This is a genomic window from Acuticoccus sediminis, from assembly GCF_003258595.1.
Taxonomy (GTDB): domain Bacteria; phylum Pseudomonadota; class Alphaproteobacteria; order Rhizobiales; family Amorphaceae; genus Acuticoccus; species Acuticoccus sediminis.
Map to the genome: position 1 here is coordinate 1,219,947 of NZ_QHHQ01000001.1, position 24,219 is coordinate 1,244,165.

Annotated in this window: 27 protein-coding genes; 20 read left to right on the forward strand and 7 right to left on the reverse strand. The window is 69.4% G+C overall.

Annotated elements, in window-relative coordinates; translation table 11 throughout:
• Positions 1-48: 48 nt before the first annotated feature.
• Positions 49-2,478: a DNA topoisomerase (ATP-hydrolyzing) subunit B gene (gene gyrB, locus DLJ53_RS05220; RefSeq protein WP_111342912.1), complete on the reverse strand. Its 2,430-nt coding sequence runs from the start codon at positions 2,476-2,478 to the stop codon at positions 49-51.
• 208 nt (positions 2,479-2,686) lie between these two features.
• Here gyrB and DLJ53_RS05225 point away from each other — a divergent pair, with 208 nt between their 5' ends.
• Positions 2,687-3,367, forward strand: a complete 681-nt coding sequence (locus tag DLJ53_RS05225; RefSeq protein ID WP_226574637.1) for a phosphatase PAP2 family protein — start codon at positions 2,687-2,689, stop codon at positions 3,365-3,367.
• Between the two features lie 157 nt (positions 3,368-3,524).
• Positions 3,525-5,198 (forward strand): serine hydrolase, encoded by a 1,674-nt coding sequence (locus DLJ53_RS05230; protein WP_111342916.1) that lies wholly within the window; start codon positions 3,525-3,527, stop codon positions 5,196-5,198.
• Between the two features lie 49 nt (positions 5,199-5,247).
• On the opposite strand, the gene DLJ53_RS05235 is transcribed toward DLJ53_RS05230, so the two are convergent.
• The 3 genes from DLJ53_RS05235 to DLJ53_RS05245 are packed head-to-tail and all read right to left on the reverse strand — an operon-like array spanning position 5,248 to position 7,885.
• Entirely contained in the window at positions 5,248-6,858 is a 1,611-nt protein-coding gene (locus DLJ53_RS05235) for an NTP transferase domain-containing protein (protein ID WP_111342917.1), read from the reverse strand.
• Positions 6,855-7,553, reverse strand: coding sequence for an XdhC family protein (locus tag DLJ53_RS05240; RefSeq protein ID WP_111342919.1), 699 nt, complete (start codon positions 7,551-7,553; stop codon positions 6,855-6,857). Before DLJ53_RS05240 ends, DLJ53_RS05235 begins: the two co-directional genes overlap by 4 nt.
• On the reverse strand, positions 7,550-7,885 hold the full coding sequence (locus DLJ53_RS05245; protein WP_111342921.1) for an XdhC family protein: 336 nt from the start codon (positions 7,883-7,885) through the stop codon (positions 7,550-7,552). The genes DLJ53_RS05240 and DLJ53_RS05245 overlap by 4 nt, the downstream gene beginning before the upstream one ends.
• Before the next feature lie 86 nt (positions 7,886-7,971).
• Between DLJ53_RS05245 and DLJ53_RS05250 the strand changes: the two genes are divergently transcribed.
• Entirely contained in the window at positions 7,972-8,562 is a 591-nt protein-coding gene (locus DLJ53_RS05250) for an exopolysaccharide biosynthesis protein (RefSeq protein ID WP_162408907.1), read from the forward strand.
• A gap of 51 nt (positions 8,563-8,613) precedes the next feature.
• On the opposite strand, the gene DLJ53_RS05255 is transcribed toward DLJ53_RS05250, so the two are convergent.
• On the reverse strand, positions 8,614-9,357 hold the full coding sequence (locus DLJ53_RS05255) for a HugZ family pyridoxamine 5'-phosphate oxidase (RefSeq protein ID WP_111342923.1): 744 nt from the start codon (positions 9,355-9,357) through the stop codon (positions 8,614-8,616).
• 140 nt (positions 9,358-9,497) lie between these two features.
• Between DLJ53_RS05255 and DLJ53_RS05260 the strand changes: the two genes are divergently transcribed.
• The 17 genes from DLJ53_RS05260 to DLJ53_RS05340 all read left to right on the forward strand — a co-directional run bounded on the left by DLJ53_RS05260 (position 9,498) and on the right by DLJ53_RS05340 (position 22,451).
• Positions 9,498-10,193, forward strand: coding sequence for a response regulator transcription factor (locus DLJ53_RS05260; RefSeq protein WP_111342924.1), 696 nt, complete (start codon positions 9,498-9,500; stop codon positions 10,191-10,193).
• 58 nt (positions 10,194-10,251) lie between these two features.
• Positions 10,252-11,934: an ATP-binding protein gene (locus tag DLJ53_RS05265; protein ID WP_111342926.1), complete on the forward strand. Its 1,683-nt coding sequence runs from the start codon at positions 10,252-10,254 to the stop codon at positions 11,932-11,934.
• Positions 11,935-11,976: 42 nt separating this feature from the next.
• Entirely contained in the window at positions 11,977-12,453 is a 477-nt protein-coding gene (locus DLJ53_RS05270) for an HPr kinase/phosphorylase (protein WP_111342928.1), read from the forward strand.
• A gap of 41 nt (positions 12,454-12,494) precedes the next feature.
• Positions 12,495-12,896, forward strand: coding sequence for a PTS sugar transporter subunit IIA (locus DLJ53_RS05275; protein WP_111342929.1), 402 nt, complete (start codon positions 12,495-12,497; stop codon positions 12,894-12,896).
• The gene (locus DLJ53_RS05280) at positions 12,893-13,204 is read left to right on the forward strand and encodes an HPr family phosphocarrier protein (protein WP_111342931.1); all 312 of its coding nucleotides are present in this window, start codon (positions 12,893-12,895) and stop codon (positions 13,202-13,204) included. The genes DLJ53_RS05275 and DLJ53_RS05280 overlap by 4 nt, the downstream gene beginning before the upstream one ends.
• The gene (locus DLJ53_RS05285) at positions 13,204-13,782 is read left to right on the forward strand and encodes an arsinothricin resistance N-acetyltransferase ArsN1 family B (protein WP_111342932.1); all 579 of its coding nucleotides are present in this window, start codon (positions 13,204-13,206) and stop codon (positions 13,780-13,782) included. Before DLJ53_RS05280 ends, DLJ53_RS05285 begins: the two co-directional genes overlap by 1 nt.
• A gap of 199 nt (positions 13,783-13,981) precedes the next feature.
• Positions 13,982-16,006, forward strand: a complete 2,025-nt coding sequence (locus DLJ53_RS05290) for a putative bifunctional diguanylate cyclase/phosphodiesterase (protein ID WP_111342934.1) — start codon at positions 13,982-13,984, stop codon at positions 16,004-16,006.
• A 204-nt stretch (positions 16,007-16,210) separates the two neighbouring features.
• On the forward strand, positions 16,211-17,500 hold the full coding sequence (murA, locus tag DLJ53_RS05295) for a UDP-N-acetylglucosamine 1-carboxyvinyltransferase (protein WP_111342936.1): 1,290 nt from the start codon (positions 16,211-16,213) through the stop codon (positions 17,498-17,500).
• A 167-nt stretch (positions 17,501-17,667) separates the two neighbouring features.
• Positions 17,668-18,126, forward strand: a complete 459-nt coding sequence (locus DLJ53_RS05300) for a DUF2948 family protein (RefSeq protein WP_111342937.1) — start codon at positions 17,668-17,670, stop codon at positions 18,124-18,126.
• Positions 18,126-19,418 carry a histidinol dehydrogenase gene (gene hisD / locus DLJ53_RS05305; protein ID WP_202913003.1) on the forward strand — a complete coding sequence of 431 codons (1,293 nt, stop codon included), beginning with the start codon at positions 18,126-18,128 and terminating at the stop codon, positions 19,416-19,418. The genes DLJ53_RS05300 and hisD overlap by 1 nt, the downstream gene beginning before the upstream one ends.
• On the forward strand, positions 19,415-19,894 hold the full coding sequence (locus DLJ53_RS05310; RefSeq protein WP_111342939.1) for a UPF0262 family protein: 480 nt from the start codon (positions 19,415-19,417) through the stop codon (positions 19,892-19,894). The genes hisD and DLJ53_RS05310 overlap by 4 nt, the downstream gene beginning before the upstream one ends.
• Complete coding sequence (locus tag DLJ53_RS05315; protein ID WP_226575248.1) at positions 19,870-20,322, forward strand: arsenate reductase ArsC; 453 nt, start codon at positions 19,870-19,872, stop codon at positions 20,320-20,322. Before DLJ53_RS05310 ends, DLJ53_RS05315 begins: the two co-directional genes overlap by 25 nt.
• 104 nt (positions 20,323-20,426) lie before the next feature.
• On the forward strand, positions 20,427-20,645 hold the full coding sequence (gene infA, locus DLJ53_RS05320; RefSeq protein WP_075222414.1) for a translation initiation factor IF-1: 219 nt from the start codon (positions 20,427-20,429) through the stop codon (positions 20,643-20,645).
• A 4-nt stretch (positions 20,646-20,649) separates the two neighbouring features.
• Positions 20,650-21,288, forward strand: coding sequence for a Maf family nucleotide pyrophosphatase (locus DLJ53_RS05325; RefSeq protein ID WP_111342942.1), 639 nt, complete (start codon positions 20,650-20,652; stop codon positions 21,286-21,288).
• Complete coding sequence (locus tag DLJ53_RS05330) at positions 21,285-21,497, forward strand: DNA gyrase inhibitor YacG (protein ID WP_111342944.1); 213 nt, start codon at positions 21,285-21,287, stop codon at positions 21,495-21,497. The genes DLJ53_RS05325 and DLJ53_RS05330 overlap by 4 nt, the downstream gene beginning before the upstream one ends.
• Positions 21,498-21,685: 188 nt before the next feature.
• On the forward strand, positions 21,686-22,102 hold the full coding sequence (locus tag DLJ53_RS05335) for an ATP-binding protein (RefSeq protein WP_111342946.1): 417 nt from the start codon (positions 21,686-21,688) through the stop codon (positions 22,100-22,102).
• A 4-nt stretch (positions 22,103-22,106) separates the two neighbouring features.
• Positions 22,107-22,451 carry an STAS domain-containing protein gene (locus DLJ53_RS05340; protein ID WP_162408911.1) on the forward strand — a complete coding sequence of 115 codons (345 nt, stop codon included), beginning with the start codon at positions 22,107-22,109 and terminating at the stop codon, positions 22,449-22,451.
• Positions 22,452-22,466: 15 nt separating this feature from the next.
• Here the strand turns inward: DLJ53_RS05340 and DLJ53_RS05345 are convergent, their stop codons facing one another.
• Positions 22,467-23,207 (reverse strand): GNAT family N-acetyltransferase, encoded by a 741-nt coding sequence (locus DLJ53_RS05345; RefSeq protein WP_111342949.1) that lies wholly within the window; start codon positions 23,205-23,207, stop codon positions 22,467-22,469.
• The gene (locus DLJ53_RS05350) at positions 23,204-24,214 is read right to left on the reverse strand and encodes an ABC transporter substrate-binding protein (protein WP_111342951.1); all 1,011 of its coding nucleotides are present in this window, start codon (positions 24,212-24,214) and stop codon (positions 23,204-23,206) included. Before DLJ53_RS05350 ends, DLJ53_RS05345 begins: the two co-directional genes overlap by 4 nt.
• Positions 24,215-24,219: the final 5 nt, after the last annotated feature.

Here is a 24,219-nt window from a genome sequence, read left to right on the forward strand (position 1 = left end):
AACGATTTCGGGTACGGTCAACGATTGTGCGAAGGGTTTCGTTCGCACCTAGACGTCGAGGTTCTCCACCTGCAGGGCGTTCTCCTGAATAAACTCGCGCCTCGGGTCGACTGCGTCGCCCATCAGCCGCGTGAAGACACCGTCTGCATCGTCCGCTTCAGAAATCCGCACCTGCAATAGGGTGCGGGCGTTCGGATCAAGCGTGGTTTCCCAGAGCTGATCGGCGTTCATCTCGCCGAGACCTTTGTAGCGCTGGATCGTGATCCCGCGACGACCTGCCGCGAAGACGTTGTCCGCCAGCGCCGTCGGGCCGTGGATGGCGGTGTCCTTGTCTTTGCGGCGTAAGGTCGCGGAACCGCTGTAGGTTTCCGTCAGGTACGGCGCGTAGGCGGCGAGACGCTTGGCGTCGGTGGAGGCGAGGAGCGCCGAATCCACCATCGCGTATTCCTTCACGCCGCGGACGGTGCGCTCGAACGCGATGCCGCCGTCGTCGGTCACGTGGCCGACCCAGCCGGTCTCGAAGTCCTCGGCGATGGCGTCGAGCCGCGCCGCGACGGTGTCGGCGATCTCGCGCGCACGGTCGGGGTCGGCGAGCGCCTCCGGGTTGAACGCGCCGGCGATCGCCGCCTGCTCGATCACGGCGCGGTTGTAGCGCGAATGCAGCCCCGCCAGAAGGTGGGAGACGGTCCGCGCCTTCACCACCACGTCGGCGAGGTCGTTGCCCACCAGGACCTCGCCAGACGCGAGCGTGAGAACGGTGTCGTCGATGCCGGAGGTCGTCAGGTAGTCCTCAAGCGCGGCGTCGTCGTGCAGGTACTGCTCGGACTGGCCGCGGCGCACCTTGTAGAGCGGCGGCTGGGCGATGAAGAGGTGGCCGCGCTCGATCAGCTCCGGCATCTGCCGGTAGAAGAAGGTCAGCAACAGCGTGCGGATATGGGCGCCGTCGACGTCCGCGTCCGTCATGATGATGATCTTGTGGTAGCGCAGCTTGTCCGGCTGGAACTCGTCCTTGCCGATGCCGGTGCCGAGCGCGGTGATCAGCGTGCCGATTTCGTTCGACGACAGCATCCGGTCGAACCGGGCGCGCTCGACGTTGAGGATCTTGCCTCGCAGCGGCAGCACGGCCTGATTGGCGCGGTGGCGGCCCTGCTTGGCGGAGCCGCCGGCCGAGTCACCCTCGACCAGGAAGAGTTCGGCCTTGGACGGGTCGCGCTCCTGGCAGTCGGCGAGCTTGCCGGGCAGGGAGGCGACGTCGAGCGCGCCCTTGCGCCGCGTCAGTTCGCGCGCCTTGCGGGCAGCCTCGCGGGCGGACGCCGCCTCGATCACCTTGCCGACGATGATCCGCGCCTCGGCCTGATGCTCCTCCAGCCACGTGGAGAGGCCCTGGTTGACGAGGCTCTCGACCACCGGGCGCACCTCGGACGAGACGAGCTTGTCCTTGGTCTGGGAGGAGAATTTCGGGTCCGGCACCTTTACCGAGAGGACGCAGGTGAGGCCCTCGCGGCAGTCGTCGCCGGTCGGCGTCACCTTCTCCTTCTTCGACGTCCCGTTCTGGTCCGCGTAGGAGGTGATCTGCCGCGTCAGGGCGGCGCGGAAGCCGGCGAGGTGAGTGCCGCCGTCGCGCTGCGGGATGTTGTTGGTGAAGCAGAGCACGTTCTCGTGGTACGTGTCGTTCCACCACATCGACACCTCGACGGTCACGCCGTCGCGCTGGTCGGAGAAGGTGATCGGATTGTCGAAGAGCGGCGTTTTCTGGCGGTCGAGCCAGCGCACGAACGCGTCCAGCCCGCCGTCGTAGAGCATCGTCTCCTCGCGCCGCTCGACGCCGCGATCGTCGATCAGGCGGATCGTCACGCCGGAGTTGAGGAACGCCAGCTCGCGCAGGCGCTTCTCCAGGATCGCGAAGTCGAACTCGACGTGGCTGAACGTCGCCGTGGAGGGCAGGAAGCGCACCTCGGTCCCGTGCCGGCCCTCGGCGTCGCCGACGGCGGCGAGCGGGCTCTCGGCCACGCCGTCGTGGAACCGCATCCAGTGCTTCTTGCCGGCGCGCCAGACGGTGAGGTCGAGCTCGGACGAGAGCGCGTTCACCACCGAGACGCCCACGCCGTGCAGGCCGCCAGACACCTTGTAGGAGTTCTGGTCGAACTTACCGCCGGCGTGCAGCTGGGTCATGATGACCTCGGCCGCGGAGATGCCTTCCTCGGGGTGGATGTCGGTCGGGATGCCGCGGCCGTTGTCGCGTACGGTGCACGAGCCGTCGGCATTCAGCGTCACGACGACCGAATCGTTGTGTCCCGCGAGCGCCTCGTCGATCGCGTTGTCGACGACCTCGTACACCATGTGATGGAGGCCCGACCCGTCATCGGTGTCACCGATGTACATGCCGGGGCGCTTGCGGACCGCTTCAAGGCCCTTGAGGACCTTGATCGAACCGGCGCCGTACTCGTCAGAAGGCTGGGCAGAGGGGGCGTCTTGCATGCTCATCCGAAGAACTACCGCGCGCCCTGAAGGACGCACATACTCACCGTGGGGAACACTTTATATATAGGGCCGTCTCTCGGTTTGAAAGGCGAGGCCTGCCCGGACCTCGCGATCGTCCCCTGTTGCTGCGCCCGATCCAACTCTAACCTGCGCCTGACGAAAACCGAACATGGGGTCAGGCGTGCTGGATGGGGTGAGGCGGTTCGTGGAACTGCGTGTGCTGGGGGCGGCTCTGATCGTCGGAGCGTGCCTGTGGGCCTTCTTCGGACTGGCCGACGAGGTGATGGAAGGCGAGACCCACGATCTCGACGCCGCGCTGCTCCTGGCGCTGCGAAACCCCAACGACCTCAGCGATCCGATCGGGGGCGTCGCCGTCGAGGAGATGGCGCGTGATATCACCGCACTGGGCGGCGTGACCATCGTCGCCGGCGTCACGATCGCGGTCTGCGGCCTCCTCTGGCTCATGCGCAAGCGCCGCACGTCGCTCTTCGTCGCCCTCGCCGTGACCGGCGGGGCGATCCTCTCCACCGGCTTCAAGCAGTTCTTCGACCGGCCCCGGCCGGACCTCGTGCCGCACGAGGTCCTCGTCCACTCGGCGAGCTTCCCGAGCGGCCACTCGATGCTGGCGGCCGTCACCTACCTCACCCTCGCGACGCTGGTCGCCAGCGTCGAGGCGCGCCAGGCGGTGAAGATCTACGTGATCGCCGTCGCCGTGCTGGTGGTCATCGCCGTCGGGTTCAGTCGCGTCTACCTCGGGGTCCACTGGCCGACCGACGTCGCAGCCGGCTGGACCGCCGGGACCGCCTGGGCGATCGGCTGCTGGGGCGTCGCCCGCTGGCTGCAGCGCCGCGGTGACATCGAGCCCGCGCCGCCGACGCAGCCCTAGAGGCCTGCATCCGGCCCGCCGGGGTCACGACCTGTCGTCAGGGCAACCAATGCATGGGCGCAATTGCCGCTGCACGAAAGTATCGTACAAACGATTGCGGGTTGCGGCTCCGGCCGCTACCCAAAAATAACAAATAGAATCAAGCGGATGAAACGACATGGGTGATTTCGAGCCGGCACCGCCCCGACGGAGAGGCCCGGGCCGGACAGGGCGGTGGCCCGTCGCGACGATCGGCGGAGCGGTCGCGTGGACACTGGCGGCGGCCCTCACGCCGCCGCACGCTGGCGCGCAGCAGACGGCGCCGCAGGGGAGCTCGGAGCGGACGCTCCTGCCCGCGCCGGTGGTTCCGGTCGCGCCGAGCCTCACCCGTGAGGACGTCGACGACGCCGTCGGCCTGCTCGACAACACCGTGACGGGCCTGATGGACCAGACGGGCATTCCCGGCGTCGCCGTCGCCGTCGTCTACAAGGACGAGGTGATCTACGAGAAGACCTTCGGCGTGCGCGAGGTCGGCAAGCCGGATCCGATCGACACGGACACGGTCTTCCTCCTCGCGTCGGTCTCCAAGCCGATCGCCTCGACCGTCGTGGCGGGGCTCGCCGGCAAGGAGCTCTTCGCGCTGTCGGACCCCGTGTCGCAGTACAATCCCGCCTTCGCGCTCGGCGACCCGTACGTGACCGAGCACGCGACGTTCATCGACCTCCTGTCGCACCGCTCCGGCCTCTTCACCGGCGCCGGCGACTTCCTGGAGGACCTCGGCTTCGATCGCGACACCATCCTGGGCCGGATCGAGCAGCAGCCGCTCGACACGTTCCGCTCGTCCTACCACTACAGCAACTTCGGCTACACGGCCGGGGGAGAGGCCGCGGCCGTGGCGGCCGGCAAGCCGTTCGAGGACGTGGCCGAGGAGGTGCTGTTCGACCCGCTCGGGATGACGCGCACCAGCTACCGCCATGCCGACTACCTCGCCCACGAGAACCGCGCCCATATCCACGTGCGCACCGGGCCCGAAGCGACGACGTGGGCGGCGCGCTACGACCGCAACCCCGACGCAGAGGCGCCGGCGGGCGGGGCCAGCAGCACGATCACCGACATGGCGAAGTTCGTTCGCCTGCAACTCGCCGAGGGGGAATTCGGCGGCGAGCCGGTGATCGCCAGGGCGCCCCTCGCGATCACCCACCGGCCGCACTCGGTGACCGGCGGCAATCCCGGCTCCGCGGCACGGGCGCACTTCTACGGCCTCGGCTGGAACGTCTCCTACGACGACGAGGGGCGAGTCGAGCTGAGCCACTCCGGCGCGTTCACCCTCGGAACGTCCACCAACGTGACGATGCTGCCCGGCGAGGACCTCGGCATCGTGGTGCTCACAAACGGCGAGCCGATCGGCGTGCCGGAAACCATCGCCACCATTTTCATGGACATCGTGCGGAACGGCGAGCAGACGGTGGACTGGTACCCGCTCTTCCACCGGGCCTTCGCGGCGATGGCCGAGGCCGACATCGCCGACGCGCGGGCCGCCGACCCGTCCGGCGACCCCGGCGAGGCGCTCCCGCTGGAGGCCTACGCCGGCACCTACGACAACTCGTACTTCGGCCCCGCGCGGGTGACGCTGGATGGCGACGCGCTGACGATGGCGCTCGGCCCGGACGAGGCGCCGGTCAGCTTCGCCCTGACCCGCGACGTCGGCGGCCGGTTCGTGTTCGAGACGATCGGCGAATGGGGGACCGGACCGTCGCGGGCGCTCTTCGAGATCGGTGCGGACGGAACGCCGAGCCGCCTCACCCTCGGCGCCTACAACACCCGCGGCCTCGGCGTCTTCGAGCGCCCCTGACGCAACCGCCGGGCGCCGGGCGGCGCCTGGCCCGTTCCTCTGGCGCCGGTCAGCTCTCCGCGGCAACGCCTCCCGCGGCGCTGCGCACTTCGCTCAGCGCATCCGGCGTGTCGGCGTCCAGCGCGCCGGCACGGCCGATCTCCACCATCGTGACGTTGTCGGCGTAGCGCGACAGCAGCGCGCGGCCGCCGGCGTCGCCCTCCGTCGCCTTCAGCTCCGGGAAGAGCCGGCGCGACCAGGCGACGGGGTTGCCGCGTGCCCCGTTCGCGGTCGCGATCGCGACCAGCGTGTCCGGCTCGGAGAGGCCGGCCAGCACCTTGTTGCAGTCCTCGGCGGTGACCAGCGGCATGTCCCCCAGCAGGATCAGCGCCGCCTCGACGTCCTCCGGAACGGCGGAGAGGCCGGCGCGCAGCGAGGTCGACAGCCCGTCCGCGTAGTGCGGGTTGGGGGCGTACGTGACGTCGAGCCCCTCGAGCGCGGCCTCGACCCGCTCCGGCTCGTGGCCGGTGACGACGACGACGACGTCGGCCCGGGAGGCGAGCGCCGCCTCGGCGACCCGCCGCACCATCGGCTGGCCCGCCACCTCGGCGACGAGCTTGTTGGAGCCCATGCGCGAGGAGCGGCCGGCCGCCAGCACCACCGCGGCGGTCTTGCCGGCGCGCCCCTTGCCGCGCCGCGGGTGCGGACGTGCTGCGGTTTCCATCAGAAGCCCTCCGACGCCCATCCCGGCGATCTCCTCGCCCGTCACCGCGATCCCGGCGAGGAGGCGGTCGAGCACCCAGTCGAACCCGTTCTCCTTCGGCGAGCGCGCGCACCCGGGCGCGCCGATCACCGGCTTGCCGTCGATCTCGCCGAGGACCAGGAGGTTGCCCGGGTCGACCGGCATCCCGAACCGTTCGACGCGCCCGCCCGCGCGGGCGATCGCCTCGGGGATCACGTCGTCCTCGTCCACCACCGCCGAGGCGCCGAAGACGACCGCCATCTCGGCGTCCTTCAGGCTGTCGGCGAGCGCTTTCGCCAGCGGAGCCGCCTCGTGCGCGACGCGCTCGTCGCGGACGATCCCGGCACCGGTGTCCGCGAGGCGGCCGTCGAAGGTGCGGATCGTCTTGTCGATGACGCTGTCCTTCAGGGTCGGCAGCATGGTCGAGAGCGCCGCGACGCGCTTCAGCGACCACGGCGTGACGGACAGGATCGGCCGCGTCACGTGGGAGAGCGCGGCGTCGAGGCTCGCCCGGCGCACCGCGAACGGGATCACCTTCACCGTGCCCACCATCCGCCCCACCGCGACGCGCCGGTAGGCGGCGAGCGTCGCGAGGGTCAGCGCAGGGTCGACGGCGTTGAGCGCGTTGACGGCGGCGGCGTCGACGGTCACGAGGCCGTCGCGCTCGGCGTAGAGGTTGGCGCGGCCGGTGTCGGCCTTGTCGACGCGGATGCCCGGCCCGCCGACCCGCTCGGCGAGGGCGGCGGCGGCGGCGTCCTCGTGGACGTCCTCCTCGGTGAGGCGCGCCACGGTTACCTCGGCGAGGCCGGACGAGGCGAGCGCCGCGGCGTCCGCCTCGGTGATGCGGTGGCCCTTGCGCAGGACGCGGTCGGCAAGGCGCTGCGAGTGGGCGAGGATCGTCCCCGCGCTCTCGCCGACCGGGACCGGGCCGAACTTCACGCGGCCTGGCGCTGCGGCGCCACTCTGGTTTCCGCGCCCCGCAGCGCGGCGATCACCTCGGCCAGCACCGACACGGCGATCTCCGGCGGCGAGGCGGCCCCGATGGGAAGGCCGATCGGCGCGTGGATCCGGTCGATCGCCTCCCGGCCGAAGCCGGCGGCGGTCATCCGGTCGACGCGCTTGGCGTGCGTTTTCCGGCTGCCGAGGGCGCCGATGTAGAAGCAGTCCGCCTTGAGCGCCGCCATCAGCGCCGGGTCGTCGATCTTCGGGTCGTGGGTGAGGGTGGTGACGGCGGTCTCGCGGTCGAGCTTCAGAAGCTCCTCGTCCGGCCATTCGGCGATGAGGTTGAAGGCGCCGAAGCGCTCCTCGGTGGCGAAGGCGCCGCGCGGGTCGACGATGGTCACCTCGAAGCCCACCGCCTCGGCCATCGGCGCCAGGGTCTGGCTGACGTGGACCGCGCCGATGATGACGAGCCGCGGGGAGGGGCGGTGGATGCGCACGAAGACGCCCGCCTCCGCCTCCCGCCCGGACTTCGCCGAGGCGAAGCGCGCGGCGAGGATGTTGGCGAGCGGGTCGGTCGCGGCGTCCTCGGCGAACACGACGCGGCCGGGGGAGCCGTCGAGCGGGGTCACGACCGCGCACATCCTGCGCCGGGAGCGCGCCTCGTTGACGGCCTTCAGGTCGGAGAGCCTCACGCCGCCGCCTCCGCGCTCACGTCGAGCGGCTCGACGTAGATCCGGATGGTGCCGCCGCAGGAGAGGCCGACCTCCCATGCCGTCTCGTCGGCGACGCCGAACTCGAGGAGCCTGGGCGGTGCGCCGGCGGCGATCTCGACCGCCTCGGCGATCACCGCGCCTTCGACGCAGCCGCCGGAGACGGAGCCCTCGAACGCGCCTTCGCCGTCGATCACGAGATGGCTGCCGACGGGGCGGGGGGCGGAGCCCCATGTGTCCACCACGGTCGCGAGGGCGACCTTGCGGCCTTCGCGCGCCCAGCGCTCGGCCACGTCCAGCGGATCATCGGTCATGTGCGATTCTCCTTCGCTCCCTGCGAACCCTATCGGCGTTTGCCGGTTTTCCTTTTGCAGCCTTCGAACGCAACATCCGGACACCCATGGCGCAGCAGGATACCACCGAAGATCTCGTCTCCCTGATCGACCGAATCAAGGACAATACGCATGGAGATGACGTCTCCGTGGACGATTTGGTCGACGCGGTGGGCCGGCGTGCCTTCGGCCCGCTGTTCATCATCACGTCGCTGATCGCCATTCTGCCGACGGGCATGATCCCCGGGATGAGCGTCCTCACCGGTACGATCATGCTCATCCTGTCGATCCAGCTCCTGTTCGGATCGACGCGGATCTACATGCCCGATTTCATCGGCCGGCGGTCGATGCCGCGGGAGAAGCTGCTCTCCTCGCTCGATTCCATCCGCCCCAAGGCCGAGTGGCTCAGCCGCTTCATCGGTCCGCGGCTGAGCTTCTTCCTGCGCCCGCCCTTCCACCAGATGGTGGCGCTGGCGGGGGTGGTGATGGCGCTGTCGATGTACCCGCTGGCGCTGGTGCCGTTCGGCGCATTCCCTGCGGGCCTGTCGCTCCTGGTGATCGGGCTCGGCCTGTCGGTGCGCGACGGGCTTCTGATCGCCGCCGGCATCGCCATCGGCCTCCTCGGCCTCGCCCTGGCCTTCTTCGCCTGGCCATTCTGACCCGGCCCTTGTGGACCGGGCCGTTCCGGGCCGGCGGGCGGGGCGGACGCCCTAGGCGGTCTGGAGCGAGGCCCGGGCGCGTTTGGTGAGCGCCACCAGGGCCTTGCGCAGGGCCATCCCGTCGCCGACCGGCTCGTCGTACTCGACGCGCGCGCTCGTCTGCGGACCGGGGCCGGTGCGGACCATGTCGATGCCGAGCGGGTCGATGCCGACGGACTGCCACTCGCCCTCCGGCGCCTCGGCGAGCACCTCGGCCATCAGCTTCAGCGCGTCGGCGTGGTCCGAGTTCATGTGCGACACCGCGCCCTCGTCGGACGAGGCGAGGGCCGCGGCCATCCCGGCGGGCGCCAGGAGATCGTCGGCGGCGAGGTCGGTGATGCGGCCGAAGCCCGCGACGAGATGGGCCGAGCGCGGCGTAAAGCGCCAGAATCCGAAATCGGCGAAACCGGCGTACATTGCGGCATCAGGATGGCGACGTAGGAATCTCATCCTTGCGGCGTCGACGTCATCCACAGGTGCGACGTCTCCGACCAGCGACACACGGGCGCGGGTGTTCGTATCTCCGTCGACGTCGGGGCTCACAAAGAGCAAAGAGGCTCGCGCGTCGCGCTGCATGTTCTGCGTGTGAACCGCCAGCGCTGAAACCAGGAGGAGAGGTGCGCCGTCGATCATCGTGGCCGTGGCCACATGTGAGGCGTGAGGGTGCCCGGACGTGTCGAGTGTGGCGAGTGCGCCATCACGACAGACGTGGATGAGATTTCGCGCCATGCGTGCAGCGAAGGGCAAATCATTCATATGATCGAACCGTTATGGGTTACCGTTCTGCATTTCGTCCTCAAACTTTCATCAGTCACTCGAATATTGCCACAATTCCCTCGCAAGTTGCGCTAGGCACGAATGAGCCGGTATCGTGGCAAGGAGTAGCACGGTCCAGTATGACCCAGATCGCCCTCATCGATGATGATCGGAACATTTTGACCAGTGTGTCTATCGCACTGGAAAGTGAGGGGTTTGACGTAACCACGTACACCGACGGTGCAAGCGGTCTCGATGGTTTGACAAAAAGCCCGCCGGATCTCGCGGTGCTCGACGTGAAGATGCCCCGCCTCGACGGGCTGGAACTTCTGCGTTGCCTGCGGCGGGAATCCGACCTTCCGGTTATCATTCTCACGTCCAAGGACGACGAGATCGACGAACTGTTCGGTCTTCGCATGGGTGCCGACGACTTCATTACGAAGCCGTTCTCGCAGCGCCTGCTGGTGGAGCGTATCCGCGCGGTCCTGCGCCGTACCAACGCCATCCGCAACGACACCGAGCGCACCACCCACACGGTGCTCGAACGTGGCCCTCTCGTGATGGACACGGAACGTCACACCACGACGTGGCATGGCCAGCCGATCGTGCTGACGGTGACGGAATTCATGATCCTGCTGTCCCTCGCCCAGCGCCCCGGCGTGGTCAAAAGCCGCAATGCCCTGATGGACGCGGCCTACGGCGACCATGTCTACGTCGACGACCGGACGATCGACAGCCACATCAAGCGGCTGCGGAAGAAATTCCGCCAGGTTGACGAGCATTTCGACCGGATCGAGACACTCTATGGGGCTGGCTACCGGCTGAAAGACGAGTAGCGTCGGACACGCCGACGGTTCATGAAAAACGTCGGTCGCGTCGGCAACCGAGGGACCCATGAACGTCAGCGAGAGGTTTAACAGCAGCGGGGCGGACGTTTTCGCGCCCCCGCGCCCTCGCATGTTCTCCTGGCAGACGTTCGGGGTGACGCGGCTCGCCCTGAAGGTCGCCTTCCTCAAGCTCCTCGGCCTCGCCATCCTCTGCTACGCGACGCTCCAGCTCGCGGACATGTCCGGCAAGGTGGCGGGGTCCGTCCTCGACGGCCTGCTCGTGCAGGCCGACAGCGTCATGAACACGCTCGAGAGCGTCTCGAACGCCCTGACGCCGGTGCTGACGGAGACCCCGCCGCGCGCCGCCGACGGTACCCCCGTCACGCCCCCGGCCGCGCCGGACGTCGACCAGATCCTCGCCGCCTCGCTCCAGGGGGCCCGGACGCGGGCCCAGCTCTTCGGCATCAACGGCACCCTCATCGCCGACAGCGGCCGCGTCGACCGGCCGCGCGACGAGGCGCTCGCCGCCGCGCTGTCGCCCATCCAGGACCCGATCTCCGACTTCGCCACCCGCTGGCGCGACCTCTTCGGCAGCCACTCCGCCGCCGGCAGCGCGACGACCAGCAGTCCCGCCCCGCTGCGCGAGGTGCTGGCCGCGCTCGGCGGCGTGAAGACGGTGCGCTACGGCGAGCGCGCCGACGGAGACGACGTCATCGCCGTCGCCGCTCCCGTCCTCGCGACCGACGGGCAGATCATCGGCGCCCTGCGCCTCGTCAGCGCACCCGGGCAGATCGACGCGCCGGTGCGCGAGCAGGAGTCGGCGATCGTCCGCGGCTTCGTCGTCGCCGGCATCCTCGCGATCATCATGTCCCTGATCCTCGCCGCGACGATCTCGCGCCCGCTGACGCGCCTCGCGCGGGCGGCGGAGCGGATCAAGCGCGGCAGCGTCAACACGCCGATCCCCGCGCTGAACCAGCAGGGCGAGATCGGCGACCTGTCGCGCGTCCTGCACGAGATGACCCTCGCGCTCTACAACCGCATCGACGCGATCGACGCCTTCGCCGCAGAGGTCGCGCACGAGCTGAAGAACCCGCTGACCTCGCTGCGGAGCGCCGTCGAGGTGCTGCCCATGGCCAAGAGCGAGGCCTCCCGCGAGCGCCTGCTCGAGGTCATCGCCCACGACGTGCACCGCCTCGACCGCCTGATCAGCGACATCTCGGCCGCGTCCAAGCTCGATGCGGAGCTGAACCGCTACCGCTTCGAGCGCGTCGACGTCTACGCACTGCTGCGCACGATCGTGGACACGCAGAACGAGCTCGCCGCCGCGCAGGACATGACGGTGAAGCTCAACTGGGCGAGCAAGGACTTCGACTTCACCGTCAACGGCAACGACAGCCGCCTCGGCCAGGTGTTCACCAACCTCATCGAGAACGCGCGCTCCTTCTCGCCGGAGGGCGGCATCGTCGTCGTGACCGCCCGCCGCTTCTCCGACTTCATCGAGATCGTCGTGGAGGACGAGGGGCCGGGCATCGAAGAGGCGGCGATCGAGCGGATTTTCGAGCGCTTCTATACCGACCGGCCGGCCGACAAGGGCTTCGGCAACAACTCCGGCCTCGGCCTTGCGATCTGCCGCCAGATCGTCGAGGCGCACGGCGGCGAGATCTTCGCCGAGAACCGCTACCAGACGACGCTGAGCCCGAGCCGCGTCACCGAAGGCGCCCGCTTCACGGTGCGCCTGCCGATCATGTGACGGTCGCGGTCCCCATGACGATGCGCCGGTGACCGGACACTCATGACCGGATCCGTTCATGCCTGCGCGGTCGCGCTCGACGGGCACGGCCTCCTCATCCGCGGGCCGGCGGGCGCCGGAAAGTCCACGCTCGCCCGCGCCCTCGTCGCGCACTGGACCGGCCTTGGCCGGTTCGCGCGCCTTGTCGCCGACGACCACGTCGCCCTCGAGCTGCGTGGCGGGCGACTCGTCGCCCGGGTGCCGCACCGGATCGAGGGTCTCGTGGAGGTCCACGGCGTCGGCATCCTGCCAGTGCGCCACCTCGCCGCGGTCCGCCTGACCCACATCGTGGATCTCGTCGCGCGGCCCGAGCGGATGCCGGAGGAAGGGGCCGAGACCTGCGTCATCGACGGCGTCGGACTGGCCGCACTGTGCCTTTCCCAGCGCAGCACGACTGCTTCCGTGCTCGCGGTGGCCGCTGTTCTCGCCGCCGACGGGTTGACGTGCGCACCGCTCGCGCCACAACGTCCGCCGACATAGCAAGGCCTTGCGGCACGCATCGGGTCGATGGAGGGGGCGTCTTGATCGGATTGGTGCTCGTCACGCATGGACGACTGGCCCAGGAGCTTCGCGCTGCGCTCGAGCATGTGGTCGGTGCACAGGAAGCTGTCGAGCCGATCTCCATCGAGCCTGACGACGATATCGAACAGCGCCGGGCCGACATCGTCGACGCGGTCAGCCGGGTCGATCGCGGCCAGGGTGTCGTGATCCTGACCGACATGTTCGGCGGCACGCCGTCGAACCTCGCCATCTCGGTGATGCCTCAGGGGCAGATCGAGGTGATCGCCGGCGTGAACCTGCCGATGCTGGTCAAGCTGTCCTCCGCCCGGGCGACCATGAGCCTCACCGAGGCCGTGGCCGCGGCGAAGGAAGCGGGAATCAAGTACATCAGCGTTGCGTCCCACGTTCTGTCGGGCAAATGAGCGATACGGGCGAGCCGATCCACAGCAACGACAACGAGGCGCATCACCTGACGCTGACGCTGGTGAACCGCCGTGGCCTGCACGCCCGTGCCGCCGCCCGCTTCGTGCGTGAGCTGGAGTTCTTCCGCGCCGACGTCGCCGTCTCGCGCGACGGCCAGACGGTGGACGGGCGCTCCATCATGGGCCTCCTGATGCTGGGCGTTCCCTGCGGCCAGACGATCTCGCTGACTGTCACCGGTCCGGAGGCGGCCGCCGCGGCCGCCGCGCTCACCGCGCTCGTCAACGACGGCTTCGGCGAGCGGGACTGATGGGCGGCAGCGGGACGACCATCCGCTTCGCATCCCCCGCCGACGCGGCCGCGATCGCCGCCATCTACGCCCCGGTCGTGGCCGGGACGGCGATCTCCTTCGAGGAGGAGATCCCAGGCGAGGAGGAGATGGGCCGGCGCATCGGCGCCATCCTCGGCCCCTGGCCCTACCTCGTCGCCGAGCGCGGCGGCCGTGTCGTCGGCTACGCCTACGGGTCGACCTACCGCCCGCGCGCGGCCTACCGCTGGTCGGCCGAGGTGACGTGCTACGTCGCCGCCGACGCGCGGCGCGGCGGGGTGGGCGGTGCGCTCTACAGCCGCCTCGTGCCGCTCCTCGAGGCGCAGGGCTACCGCATGGCCTTCGCGGGGATCACCCTCCCCAACGACGGCAGCGTCGCGCTGCACGAGCGGTTCGGCTTCACCCACATCGGCACCGACCCCTCGGCGGGCCACAAGCTCGGCCGCTGGTGGGACGTTGGCCGCTGGGCGCGCCCGCTCAAGGACCTCGGCCCCAATCCGCCGATGCCGACGCCCATCGACCGCCTCGACCCCGCGCTCGTCGCCCGGATCCTCGGCTGACCGCCCGACGGTGCGAAGGTCGCGCCGCCGGCGTCGCCCCGGAAAGGCCGGCGCCACCCCCGGCCCGACGAAAGCCGCAGCAATTCCGATCGTTGCAGCGGATCGGGCCGGAGCGGCGGGGGATGCGGTGGCGAGGCGCAAGGGCCGGGACAGGCAGATCGCTTTCCCTGCACGCCCTTGAATTGGGTGCGAGGCGTCCATGCCGGTTTCCGGGTCGTCGCTGCGTCGCGAGCGTGGCTTCCGCAAGATCTTCCTTCTCAACATCGTCGCCGGCCTCATCATCGCGGTGACGTTCGGGGCCGGCGCCTACAAGGCGCTCGTCTACCTCGACCGGGGGCTGTCCGAGCTTTTGACGAAGGGGGCCAGGCGCTGGGTCGGGCCGATGAGCGAGGCCCCGTTCATCGACGCCGTCCTCGCCGGAGGCGGAGCGCCCGCGCGCCTGTCCGGTCGCGTCGTCGGGTCGCTGCGCCGTCACGGGGTCGACGAGGTGCGGATCTTCGGGCCGGACGGACGGCTGCTCTGGGCCGACGCCGACACCCGCAAGCGCGATCCGCTCACCCCGGCCGAGCTCGCCGCGGTGCGCGCCGACGAATGGTCGATGAACGTCGCGCCGGGGGCCGACACGGGGGGCGATGCAGGGGCCGACACCGGGGCCCACACGGGGGCGGACGCGCGGCACTATGCCGAGCTGATGCTCCCGATCCGCCGCGGCGGCCGGTCGGTCGGCGCGCTGAGCCTGCGCCTCGACATCACCGAGGCGCGCTCGAGCTACCTGTCGACGACGATCGCCGCGGTCGCGATCTTTGCCCTCCTCGGGACGGTGGGCCTCCTCGCGACGGGGGCGAACGCGGTCCTGATCGCGCGGCAGCGGCAGGATTCCGACCAGATCTACCACCTCGCGCACCACGACCCGCTGACCGGGGTCCCCAACCGCAACCGCTTCCTGGCGGCGCTCGACCGGGCCATGCTGGCGATCACGTCGCGCGGCGGTGGCATCGCGCTCCACTTCGTCGACCTCGACGGTTTCAAGGCCGTCAACGATTCGCTCGGCCACGCCGCGGGCGACAGGCTCCTTCGCATGGTGGCCGCGCGCATCACCGACTGCATGGGCGAGAACGACATCATCGCCCGCCTCGGCGGCGACGAGTTCGCCATTGTCCAGCGGGACGTGGAGACGCGCGAGGACGCCGTGACGCTGGCCGTTCGGATGCTCGACGCCGCGCGCGCCATCCGCGACCTCGACGGTGTGCCCGTCAGCATGTCGCTCAGCATCGGCATCGCCCTCGCGCCTGAGCACGCGACCCTCTCCTCCGAGCTGCAGAAGTGCGCGGACGCTGCCGTCTACCGGGCCAAGAGCGCCGGTCGGGACCAGATGGTGGTGTTCGAGGTTGGCATGGACGGTGAGCTGAAGACCCGCAACACCCTGCGCGTCATGCTGCGCCACGCCCTCGAGACCGAGGCGTTCGAGCTGCACTACCAGCCGCTGCACGAGGCGGAGACGAACGCGCTGCTCGGCTTCGAGGCGCTCCTGCGCCTGCAGGACGGGGAGGGCGGGTACATCTCGCCCGGCAAGTTCATTCCCATCGCCGAGGAGATGGGCCTGACCCCGCGCATCGGCCAATGGGTGCTGAACGAGGCGTGCCGCACCGCCGCGAACTGGCCGCAGAAGCTCTCGATCGCGGTCAACCTGTCGCCCCAGCAGTTCCGGGAGGACCTCGTCACCGTCGTCGAGAGCGCGCTCGCCCTGTCGGGCCTCGCGGCGGAGCGCCTGGAGCTCGAGATCACCGAGTCGCTGTTCATCGCCGAGCCGCAGTCCGTCGCCGACCAGCTCCACCGGCTGAAGGCGCTCGGCGTCCGGGTGGTGATGGACGACTTCGGCACGGGCTATTCGAGCCTCAGCTACCTGTGGAAGTTCCCGTTCGACAAGCTGAAGGTGGACCGGTCGTGCTTCATGTCGCTCGCCGAGTCCGAGAGCGTCGGCGAGGTGCTGCGAACCATCAGCGCGATGAGCGGGGCGATGAACCTGCGCGTGGTGGCGGAGGGCATCGAGACGGAGATGCAGCGCAGCTTCGCCTGCCAGGCCGGATACGACGAGCTGCAGGGCTTCCTCTGCGGCCGCCCGATGCCGCGCGAGGCCGCGATGCAGTATATCCTGACCGCGAACGTCGCCAGCGAGCGCCCCCACGAGGACCTTCCCGCGATCCGGCCGGCCATGCTGAACTGAGTCCGCCGAATCGCCCGCTCCGCTGCCCGGGTCTGCCCGCTTCTTGTTGCGCAAATGTCGCAAGGGGGGCGGGATCGGCGAAGCATCTCCGAATGTCCTTAACAGGCCAATTGATCGCCCTTGCACCGTCCCGTAGCCGTTGGGATCAATCGAAAGGTCGGACTGTTCGTCTGATCCATTCGGCGTGGTGTAGGGGAGTGAAGTATGGACCGCATCCGCATTACCGGTGGCGCACCGCTCGAAGGATCGATTCCGATCTCCGGCGCGAAAAACGCTGCGCTGCCGCTGATGATCGCGTCCCTCCTCACCGACGAGACCCTCACGCTGCAGAACGTCCCGCGCCTCGCGGACGTGCAGAAGCTCTTCCATATCCTCGCCAACCACGGTGTCGACACCGCCTTCCAGGGCAAGCGCACCGGCGAGGACGAGCTGAGCGGGCAGACCGTCAATCTGACCGCCCGCGCCATCGTCGACACGACGGCTCCCTACGAGCTGGTGTCCACCATGCGCGCCTCCTTCTGGGTCATCGGCCCGCTGCTCGCCCGGATGGGCGAGGCGCGCGTGTCGCTGCCGGGCGGCTGCGCCATCGGCACCCGCCCGGTGGACTTCTTCATCGAGGGTCTCAAGGCGCTCGGCGCCGACATCGAGATCGAGCGCGGCTACGTGGTCGCCCAGGCTCGCGCCGGGCTGATCGGCAACCGCGTGCGGCTGCCCAAGCCGTCCGTCGGCGCCACCCATACGCTGCTGATGGCGGCAACGCTCGCCCGCGGCGAGACGGTGATCGAGAACGCCGCCCGCGAGCCGGAGATCGTCGACCTCGCCGACTGCCTCATCCAGATGGGCGCGAAGATCGAGGGGCATGGCACCGGCACGATCTTCATCGAGGGCGTGCCGCGGCTCTATGGCGCGCGCCACCGCGTGCTGCCCGACCGGATCGAGACCGGCACCTATGCGCTGGCGACCGCGATGGCCGGCGGCGACGTGACCCTCGAGGGCGCGACCGCTGACCACCTGGAGCGCCCGCTCGAGCTGATGCGCCTCGCCGGGGCGGAGATCGACGTCACCAACCGTGGCCTCCGCATCCGCCGCAACGGGCACGGCATCGCCGCGGTGGACGCCGAAACGGAGCCCTATCCCGGCTTCCCGACCGACCTGCAGGCGCAGTTCATGGCGGTGATGTGCGCCGGCAAGGGGACGAGCCACGTCACCGAGACCATCTTCGAGAACCGCTTCATGCACGTTCAGGAGCTGGTCCGTCTCGGCGCGAAGATTTCCCTCAACGGACAGACCGCCACCATCGAGGGCGTCGACAGGCTGAAGGGCGCGCCGGTGATGGCGACGGACCTCCGCGCCTCCGTGAGCCTCGTGATCGCCGGACTCGCCGCCGAGGGCGAGACGGAGGTTTCCCGCATCTACCACCTCGACCGCGGCTTCGAGCGGCTGGAGCAGAAGCTGTCGCGCTGCGGCGCGCAGATCGAGCGCGTTTCCGGCTGACGGCCCCCGGCCCGGCGGCGCCGGGCCCGTCCTTCTCCGCCCCGCATGATGGCGAAGCGGATCGGAATCGCGACAGTCCTCCTGCCGGGCGTGGCCACGCGGGAGTCGCGCCGGCGGTCGAAGGCGGCTATAGGGGGCTTAATACGCCCTGAACTGAAGATTTTCCGATGACGCCGTCTCCTCATCCCGTGAAGATGTTCGCGCTCGACGACGAGGACCTCGCGGTCGTGTCCGCTCATGTGCAGGACGCGGTCGCCAAGGTGGCGGACATTCGCTGGTCGCCGGCGGACGGTCACTTCGCAATTCCCATGAACCGGTTCGCCTGGGAGCTGACCGCGGATCGCAAGTCGCGGCGCCGCGGCGACGAACGGCGCCGTGCGGTGCTGTCGTTCGCGCGGGTGAAGCGGGCGCAGGTGACCGGTGTCGCCCCGGGCGACAAGGAAACCGTGCTGTCGATCCTCGCCGTCGTGTTCGAGGAGGGCGAGACGCCCGCCGGCACCATCTCCATCGTCTGCTCGGGCGACGTCATGATCCGCCTCGAGGTGGAATGCATCGAGGCGCAGCTCACCGACCTCGGCGGCGCCTGGAGCGCCTCCATGCGGCCCAAGCACGCGGTCGGCCGCTGATGCGCCGGCTCGACACTTCCGACGCGTCCTTCGCGGACGACTTCGCCGCGCTCCTCGCCGACCAGCGCGAGTTCTCCGCGGATGTCACGTCCGTCGTGGACCAGGTGCTGACCGACGTGAAGACGCGCGGCGACGCGGCCGTCGCCGAGTACACCAGGCGCTTCGACCGGGTGGACTTCGCCGCGACGCCGATGGCCGTCACCGCCGAGGAGATCGCCGCCGCGCGCGCCGCGGTGCCTGACGACGTGATCGAGGCGCTGAAGTTCGCGCGCGACCGGATCGCCGTCTTCCACGAGAAGCAGCTCCCCTCGAACGAGCGGTTCACCGATCCCGTCGGGGCGACGCTCGGATGGCGCTGGACGCCCCTCGCGTCGGTCGGGCTCTACGTCCCGGGCGGGCGCGCGGCCTATCCGAGCTCGCTTCTGATGAACGCCGTCCCGGCGAGGGTCGCGGGCGTGAAGCGCCTCGTCATGGTCGTTCCGGCGCCGGACGGGCACCTGGAGCCCGTCGTGCTGGCCGCGGCCGAGATCGCCGGCGTCACCGAGATCTACCGGATCGGCGGGGCGCAGGCGATCGGCGCGCTCGCCTACGGGACCGAGAGCATCCGTGCTGTGGACAAGATCGTCGGCCCCGGCAACGCCTACGTGGCGGCGGCCAAGCGACAGGTCTTCGGCACCGTCGGCATCGACATGGTGGCGGGCCCGTCCGAGGTGGTCATCGTCGCCGACGACAGCGCGCCGGCCGACGTCATCGCCGCGGATCTCCTCGCCCAGGCCGAACACGACGAGGTCGCGCAGTCGATCCTCATCACCGCCAGCCCGACCCTCGCCGGCGAGGTCGACGAGGCGGTGGCGGCCCAGCTCGAGGTGCTGCCGCGCCGCGCCGTCGCGGAGGCGAGCTGGCGCGACCATGGCGCCATCATCATCGTCGAGGGCGAGGACGAGGCGGCCGCGCTGGTCGATCGTCTCGCCCCCGAGCACCTGGAACTCGCCGTCGCCGATCCCGACGCGCTGGCCGAGAAGGTGACGCAGGCCGGGGCGATCTTCCTCGGCGCGATGACACCCGAGGCGATCGGCGACTACGTCGCCGGGCCGAACCACGTGCTGCCGACGAGCCGCTCCGCGCGCTTCTCGTCCGGCCTCTCGGTGTTCGACTTCCTGAAGCGCACGACGCTGCTGGGCCTCGACCGCGCCGCCCTCGAGGCGCTCGCCGGGCCGGCGATGACGCTCGCCGCATCCGAGGGGCTCGACGCGCACCGCCTGTCGATCGCCCGCCGGCTCAGGGCCTCATGACCGAGCCGACCAACGCCCGGCTGATCGCGGTGACGCTGGACGAGGCGTCGATCGACCGCGGGACGCCGGATGTCGAGCACGAGCGGGCCGTCGCGGTCTACGATCTCCTGGAGGAGAACGTCTTCCGTCCGTCCGGTCTCGGTGAGGGGCCCTATCGGCTGGTCCTGTCGATCCAGGAGAACCGGCTCGTCTTCACCGTGCAGGACGAGGCGGGCGGACACCTCGTCTCGCACATGCTCTCGCTGACTCCGCTGCGAAAGGTGGTGAAGGACTACTTCCTCATCTGCGAGAGCTACTTCTCGGCCATCCGCACCGCGGCTCCGGCGCAGATCGAGGCGATCGACATGGGTCGCCGCGGTGTGCACGACGAGGGCTCGCGCCTCCTCGCCGAACGCCTGGAGGGCAAGATCGAGGTGGATCACGATACCGCACGCCGGTTGTTCACCCTGATCTGCGCGCTGCATTTCAAGGGTTGAGCGTGGGCAGCGGGCCAAGCTCCATCCTGTTCGTCTGCCGACACAATGCGATTCGCTCGCCCATGGCCGCCGCGCTTGCACGCCAGGCCTCGCCGAATACATATATCCGGTCGGCAGGTCTGGAGACGGGCCAGGCGGACCCCTTCGCCGTCGCCGTGATGGCCGAGAAGGGGCTCGACATTTCAAAGCGTAAGCCGCGGTCGCTGGAGGAGCTCAACGACACCTCCTTCGACCTCGTCGTCACGCTGGCCCCCGAGGCGCACCACCACGTTCTCGATCTGGCGCGCACCCAGAGCTTCGACGTCGTCTACTGGCCGACGCTCGACCCGTCCGGCGCTCAGGGGTCGCGAGAACAGATCCTTGAGAGCTACCGTTCCGTGCGGGATGCCCTCGATCATCAGGTGAATGAGCTGTTTGCTCAAACTTGACCCTCTGTCAGGGGGACATTGTGACGAAATAGCTGTATCACCACCTTTAGACAGGGCCGGTGCCGGGCACCGCCCATCATGTGAAACAACGTTGAAGGGCCTCAATGGCGAAAGAGGAAGTGTTGGAGTTCCCCGGTCAAGTGACCGAACTCCTCCCCAACGCGACGTTCCGCGTCAAGCTTGAGAATGATCACGAAATTATTGCGCATACTGCTGGTCGGATGCGGAAGAATCGCATTCGTGTGCTTGCCGGCGACCGTGTGTTGGTGGAAATGACCCCGTACGACCTGACCAAGGGTCGCATTACATACCGTTATAAGTGATCCGATGGCGCGAGCGCGCAACTCGATCCTGATCCTCGCCTCGGGCTCGCCGCGGCGGTTGGCGCTGTTGGAGCAGATCGGCATCGTGCCCGATCACATCTCGCCGGCGGATATCGACGAGACACCCGAGCGCAAGGAACGCCCGAGCGCCTACGCGATGCGACTGGCCCGCGAAAAGGCGGACGTGGCCGTCAACCGCGCCCGAGCGATGCTGAACCAGCGTGACGCCTACGTGCTTGCGGCCGACACGGTCGTCGCCGTGGGGCGCCGAATCATGCCCAAGGCCGAGTCGTTCGACGTGGCCCAGGCCTGCCTGAAGTCCCTCTCGGGGCGCAACCACACCGTCCTGACCGCCGTGGTCGTCCACGGCCCGCGCGGGCGTGTGCGCGAGCGGCTGGTGGAGACGCGGGTGAAGATGAAGCGGCTGTCCGACCGCGAGATCGCCGACTACCTGGCGAGCGGGGAGTGGGACGGCAAGGCGGGTGGCTACGCGATCCAGGGACGCGCCGCGGCGTTCGTCACCCAGATCGTCGGCTCCTACTCCGCCGTCGTGGGCCTGCCGCTCTACGAGACGGCGCAGCTCCTTTCCGGCATGGGCTACGTCAGCTCCGGCGACCTCATGTCGGAGGAGGTGCCGGCTTGAACGCGCACGACCCGTCCCAACCGCACCCCGCGCGGCCGTGCCCCGTGTGCGGCAAGCCGGCCGCGCATGCGACCCGGCCGTTCTGCTCCAAGCGGTGCGCCGACGTCGACCTGCACCGCTGGCTCGGCGGCCACTACCGCGTCCCCGTCGTCGAGGAGGACGGCGGCCTCGATGATACCGCTCGTGACGACAGCGCGCGCGACGACTGAGGCGCGTGCCGCCGCCGCGCGCGGCCACTTCACGCACCCCGCCGCGCGCCGCGCGGCGCCAGCATCCCGCCGCGCGGCTCGCCCTCTTAGGGGTGGGCTGGCGGGCCGGCTGAACAAATAGGCCTTGCGTTGGAAGGCGTTGTGGGGCGGATTTCAAGCGAGCTGTTCGTCAAGCGAAGGGTTCGGCGATGAGCGCCGCCATCGAATTCAAGCTGACCACGCCGGACGAGCTGACCGATCTGCTCGACGCGATCGAGGCGTTCGGTGAGGCTCAGGACCTTCCCGTCAGGACGGTGATGACGCTCAACCTCGTTCTGGAGGAGCTCGTCACCAACGCCATCAACTACGGGTCCGGGCCGGGCGGGGCGGTCGTCAACGTCTGGGCCGAGCTGCGGGACGCGCGCGTCTACGGCTGCGTACGGGACAACGGGGTCGCCTTCAATCCCTTGGAGCACAGGGCTCCCAACATCGAGGCGTCGATCGAGGACCGGCCCATAGGCGGCCTGGGGCTCCACATTGTGCGCGAGATGGCGCAGAACCTCGACTACCAACGGGTGGGGGCGGAGAACGTCCTCAAGTTCCAACTGTCTGTCCAGGAAGGCTGACCACGTGAGCGATCTTACCGTCGAACTCGAAACCCTGGACGACGTGGTCGTGTTCATCTGCAACGGACGCGTCGATTCAAATACGGCCAAGACGCTGCAGTCGACCGTGATCGGGCGCATCCAGGAGGGCGCGGACCATGTGGTCATGGACCTCGCCAACACCAACTACATCTCGAGCGCGGGGCTGCGCGTCATCCTGATGGCGGGCAAGCAGATCAAGTCCGCCGGCGGGCGCTTCGTGCTGTGCGGCATGCAGCCGTCGGTGCGGGACGTGTTCGAGGTGACGGGATTCCTGCGCCTCTTCGAGATCTGCCACTCGCGCGAGGAGGCGGTCAGCGCCGCGCAGTAGGCCGCGCGCCGGCCGCTACACCGCGGCGAGGCGTTCGGCGCGCGAGAGCGACGCATCCGCCGCGTCGGGCAGGACGAAGTGCAGGTACGCCCGGCCGCAGTCGCCGCGGATGGCGTCGTAGGCCCACGAGCCGCGGTCGAACAGCGCGTTGGCGGCATCCGTGTCATGCGCGAGGCGCCAGTCGCTCTCCGCGCCGTCGTCGGGCCGGGGCAGCGGCCCGAGCGCCGGGCGCCACAGCAGATAGCGCATCCCGTACGACTTCTGCGCCGCGCGCACGATCCGGAACCCCTGCTTGGTGAGGTTGCGCATCGACGGCACGTTGCTCGGCGCGACGGTGCAGACGGCATGGTCCGCCCCCCTGGCGCAGGCGTGCTCGATCCGCGCGTCGATCAGGACGCGCTGCAATCCGCGCGACCAGCAGGTCGGCAGCACCGCCGAACCGTCCAGCACGAAGAGCCGTTCCGCCGGCGGCACGCACGCCTCGATCCCCATGCGGTCCTCGCTGCCCTCCACCTCCGGCCGCACCATCCCGTAAGCGACGAGGGTGCCGTCCTCGACGAGGCCGATGATGGCCCCGCCGCAGTCGAGCATCGCGTGGAACACGCTCGGATCGTCGCGGCGCACCAGGTCGCCCGAGGGGAGGGCGTCGAGCGTGCGGCTGTGCACGTCGTAGACCGCGCCGACGTCGTCGTGCGTCAGCATCCGCACGACGATGGCGGGCGGCTCCTGCGGCGGGATATCGACCCTGAGTTTCATTCGTCCCTCAGGATGTTGGCGTAGTTCAACATGGCGAGCGGCGGGTAGAGCTTCATCTCTTTCGCCATCTTCATGTTGATGATCAGCGCGAAGCGCTTCAGCGTCTCGATCGGGATCGAGGCGGGGGCGATGCCGTCCACCAGGATCTGCTCGGCCTTGTAGCCGGTGAGCTGGCCGACCGAGTAGTAGCGGCTGATGAGGCTGATGAGCGCATCGCTCTGCATCCGCTCCACCGCCGAGAAGCCGGGGACGCCGAGGGCCGTGGCCGTGGGCGTGACCGCGTCCATCTGCTGGCTGAGGAACGTGTCGGGGAGATAGTAGAGCCATTCCGCCCCGTCCTCGGCGAGCTCGGTCACGAGCTTCGCCGCCGCCGACCCGTCCGGCTTGCCGTCGCCGAGGAGCGGGAAGGTCCGCTCCACCACGTCGAAGCCCATGTCCTCGCCGATCGTCTTCACGCTCGCGACGATCGCCACCGAGTTCGGCTCGTTGGAGGTGTAGAGGACGCCCAGCCGCTCGAACGGCTTGTAGGTCTGCATGGCGCGAAGCTGCGGCTCCGGTGGGACCACGTGCGAGGTGCCGGTAATGTTGCGCCCGGAGGACTCGAACGAGGGGACGAGGCCGGACTCCACCGGCGCCGACACCATCGTGAAGACGCCCGGAAGCTCGGTGATGTTCCTGTCCGGGTCGACGTCGTCGTAGCGGCCGAAGGTGGCGAGCGTGTTGGGCGTCCCCCAGGAGTAGACGAGGTCCGGCTTGAGCGCCTTGATCTCCTGCACGATGCCCGGGACCCGCGTCGGGTCGAGGTTGGCGTCGAACGGGATCAGCTTCACCGGTACGCCGCGCTGCTCCAGGTAGTCGCTGAAGCCGCGCTCCACGGCGGTCGCGCCGCGGTAGAGGATCTGCGCGATGGTGTAGGGCGTCTGCCCCCATGCGCGGTTGACGTACGGGGCGGCGAGGGCCCCGGCTCCGAGCGCGATCGCCCTGCGTCTGGTCAGCGTCAAGGTCATCACTC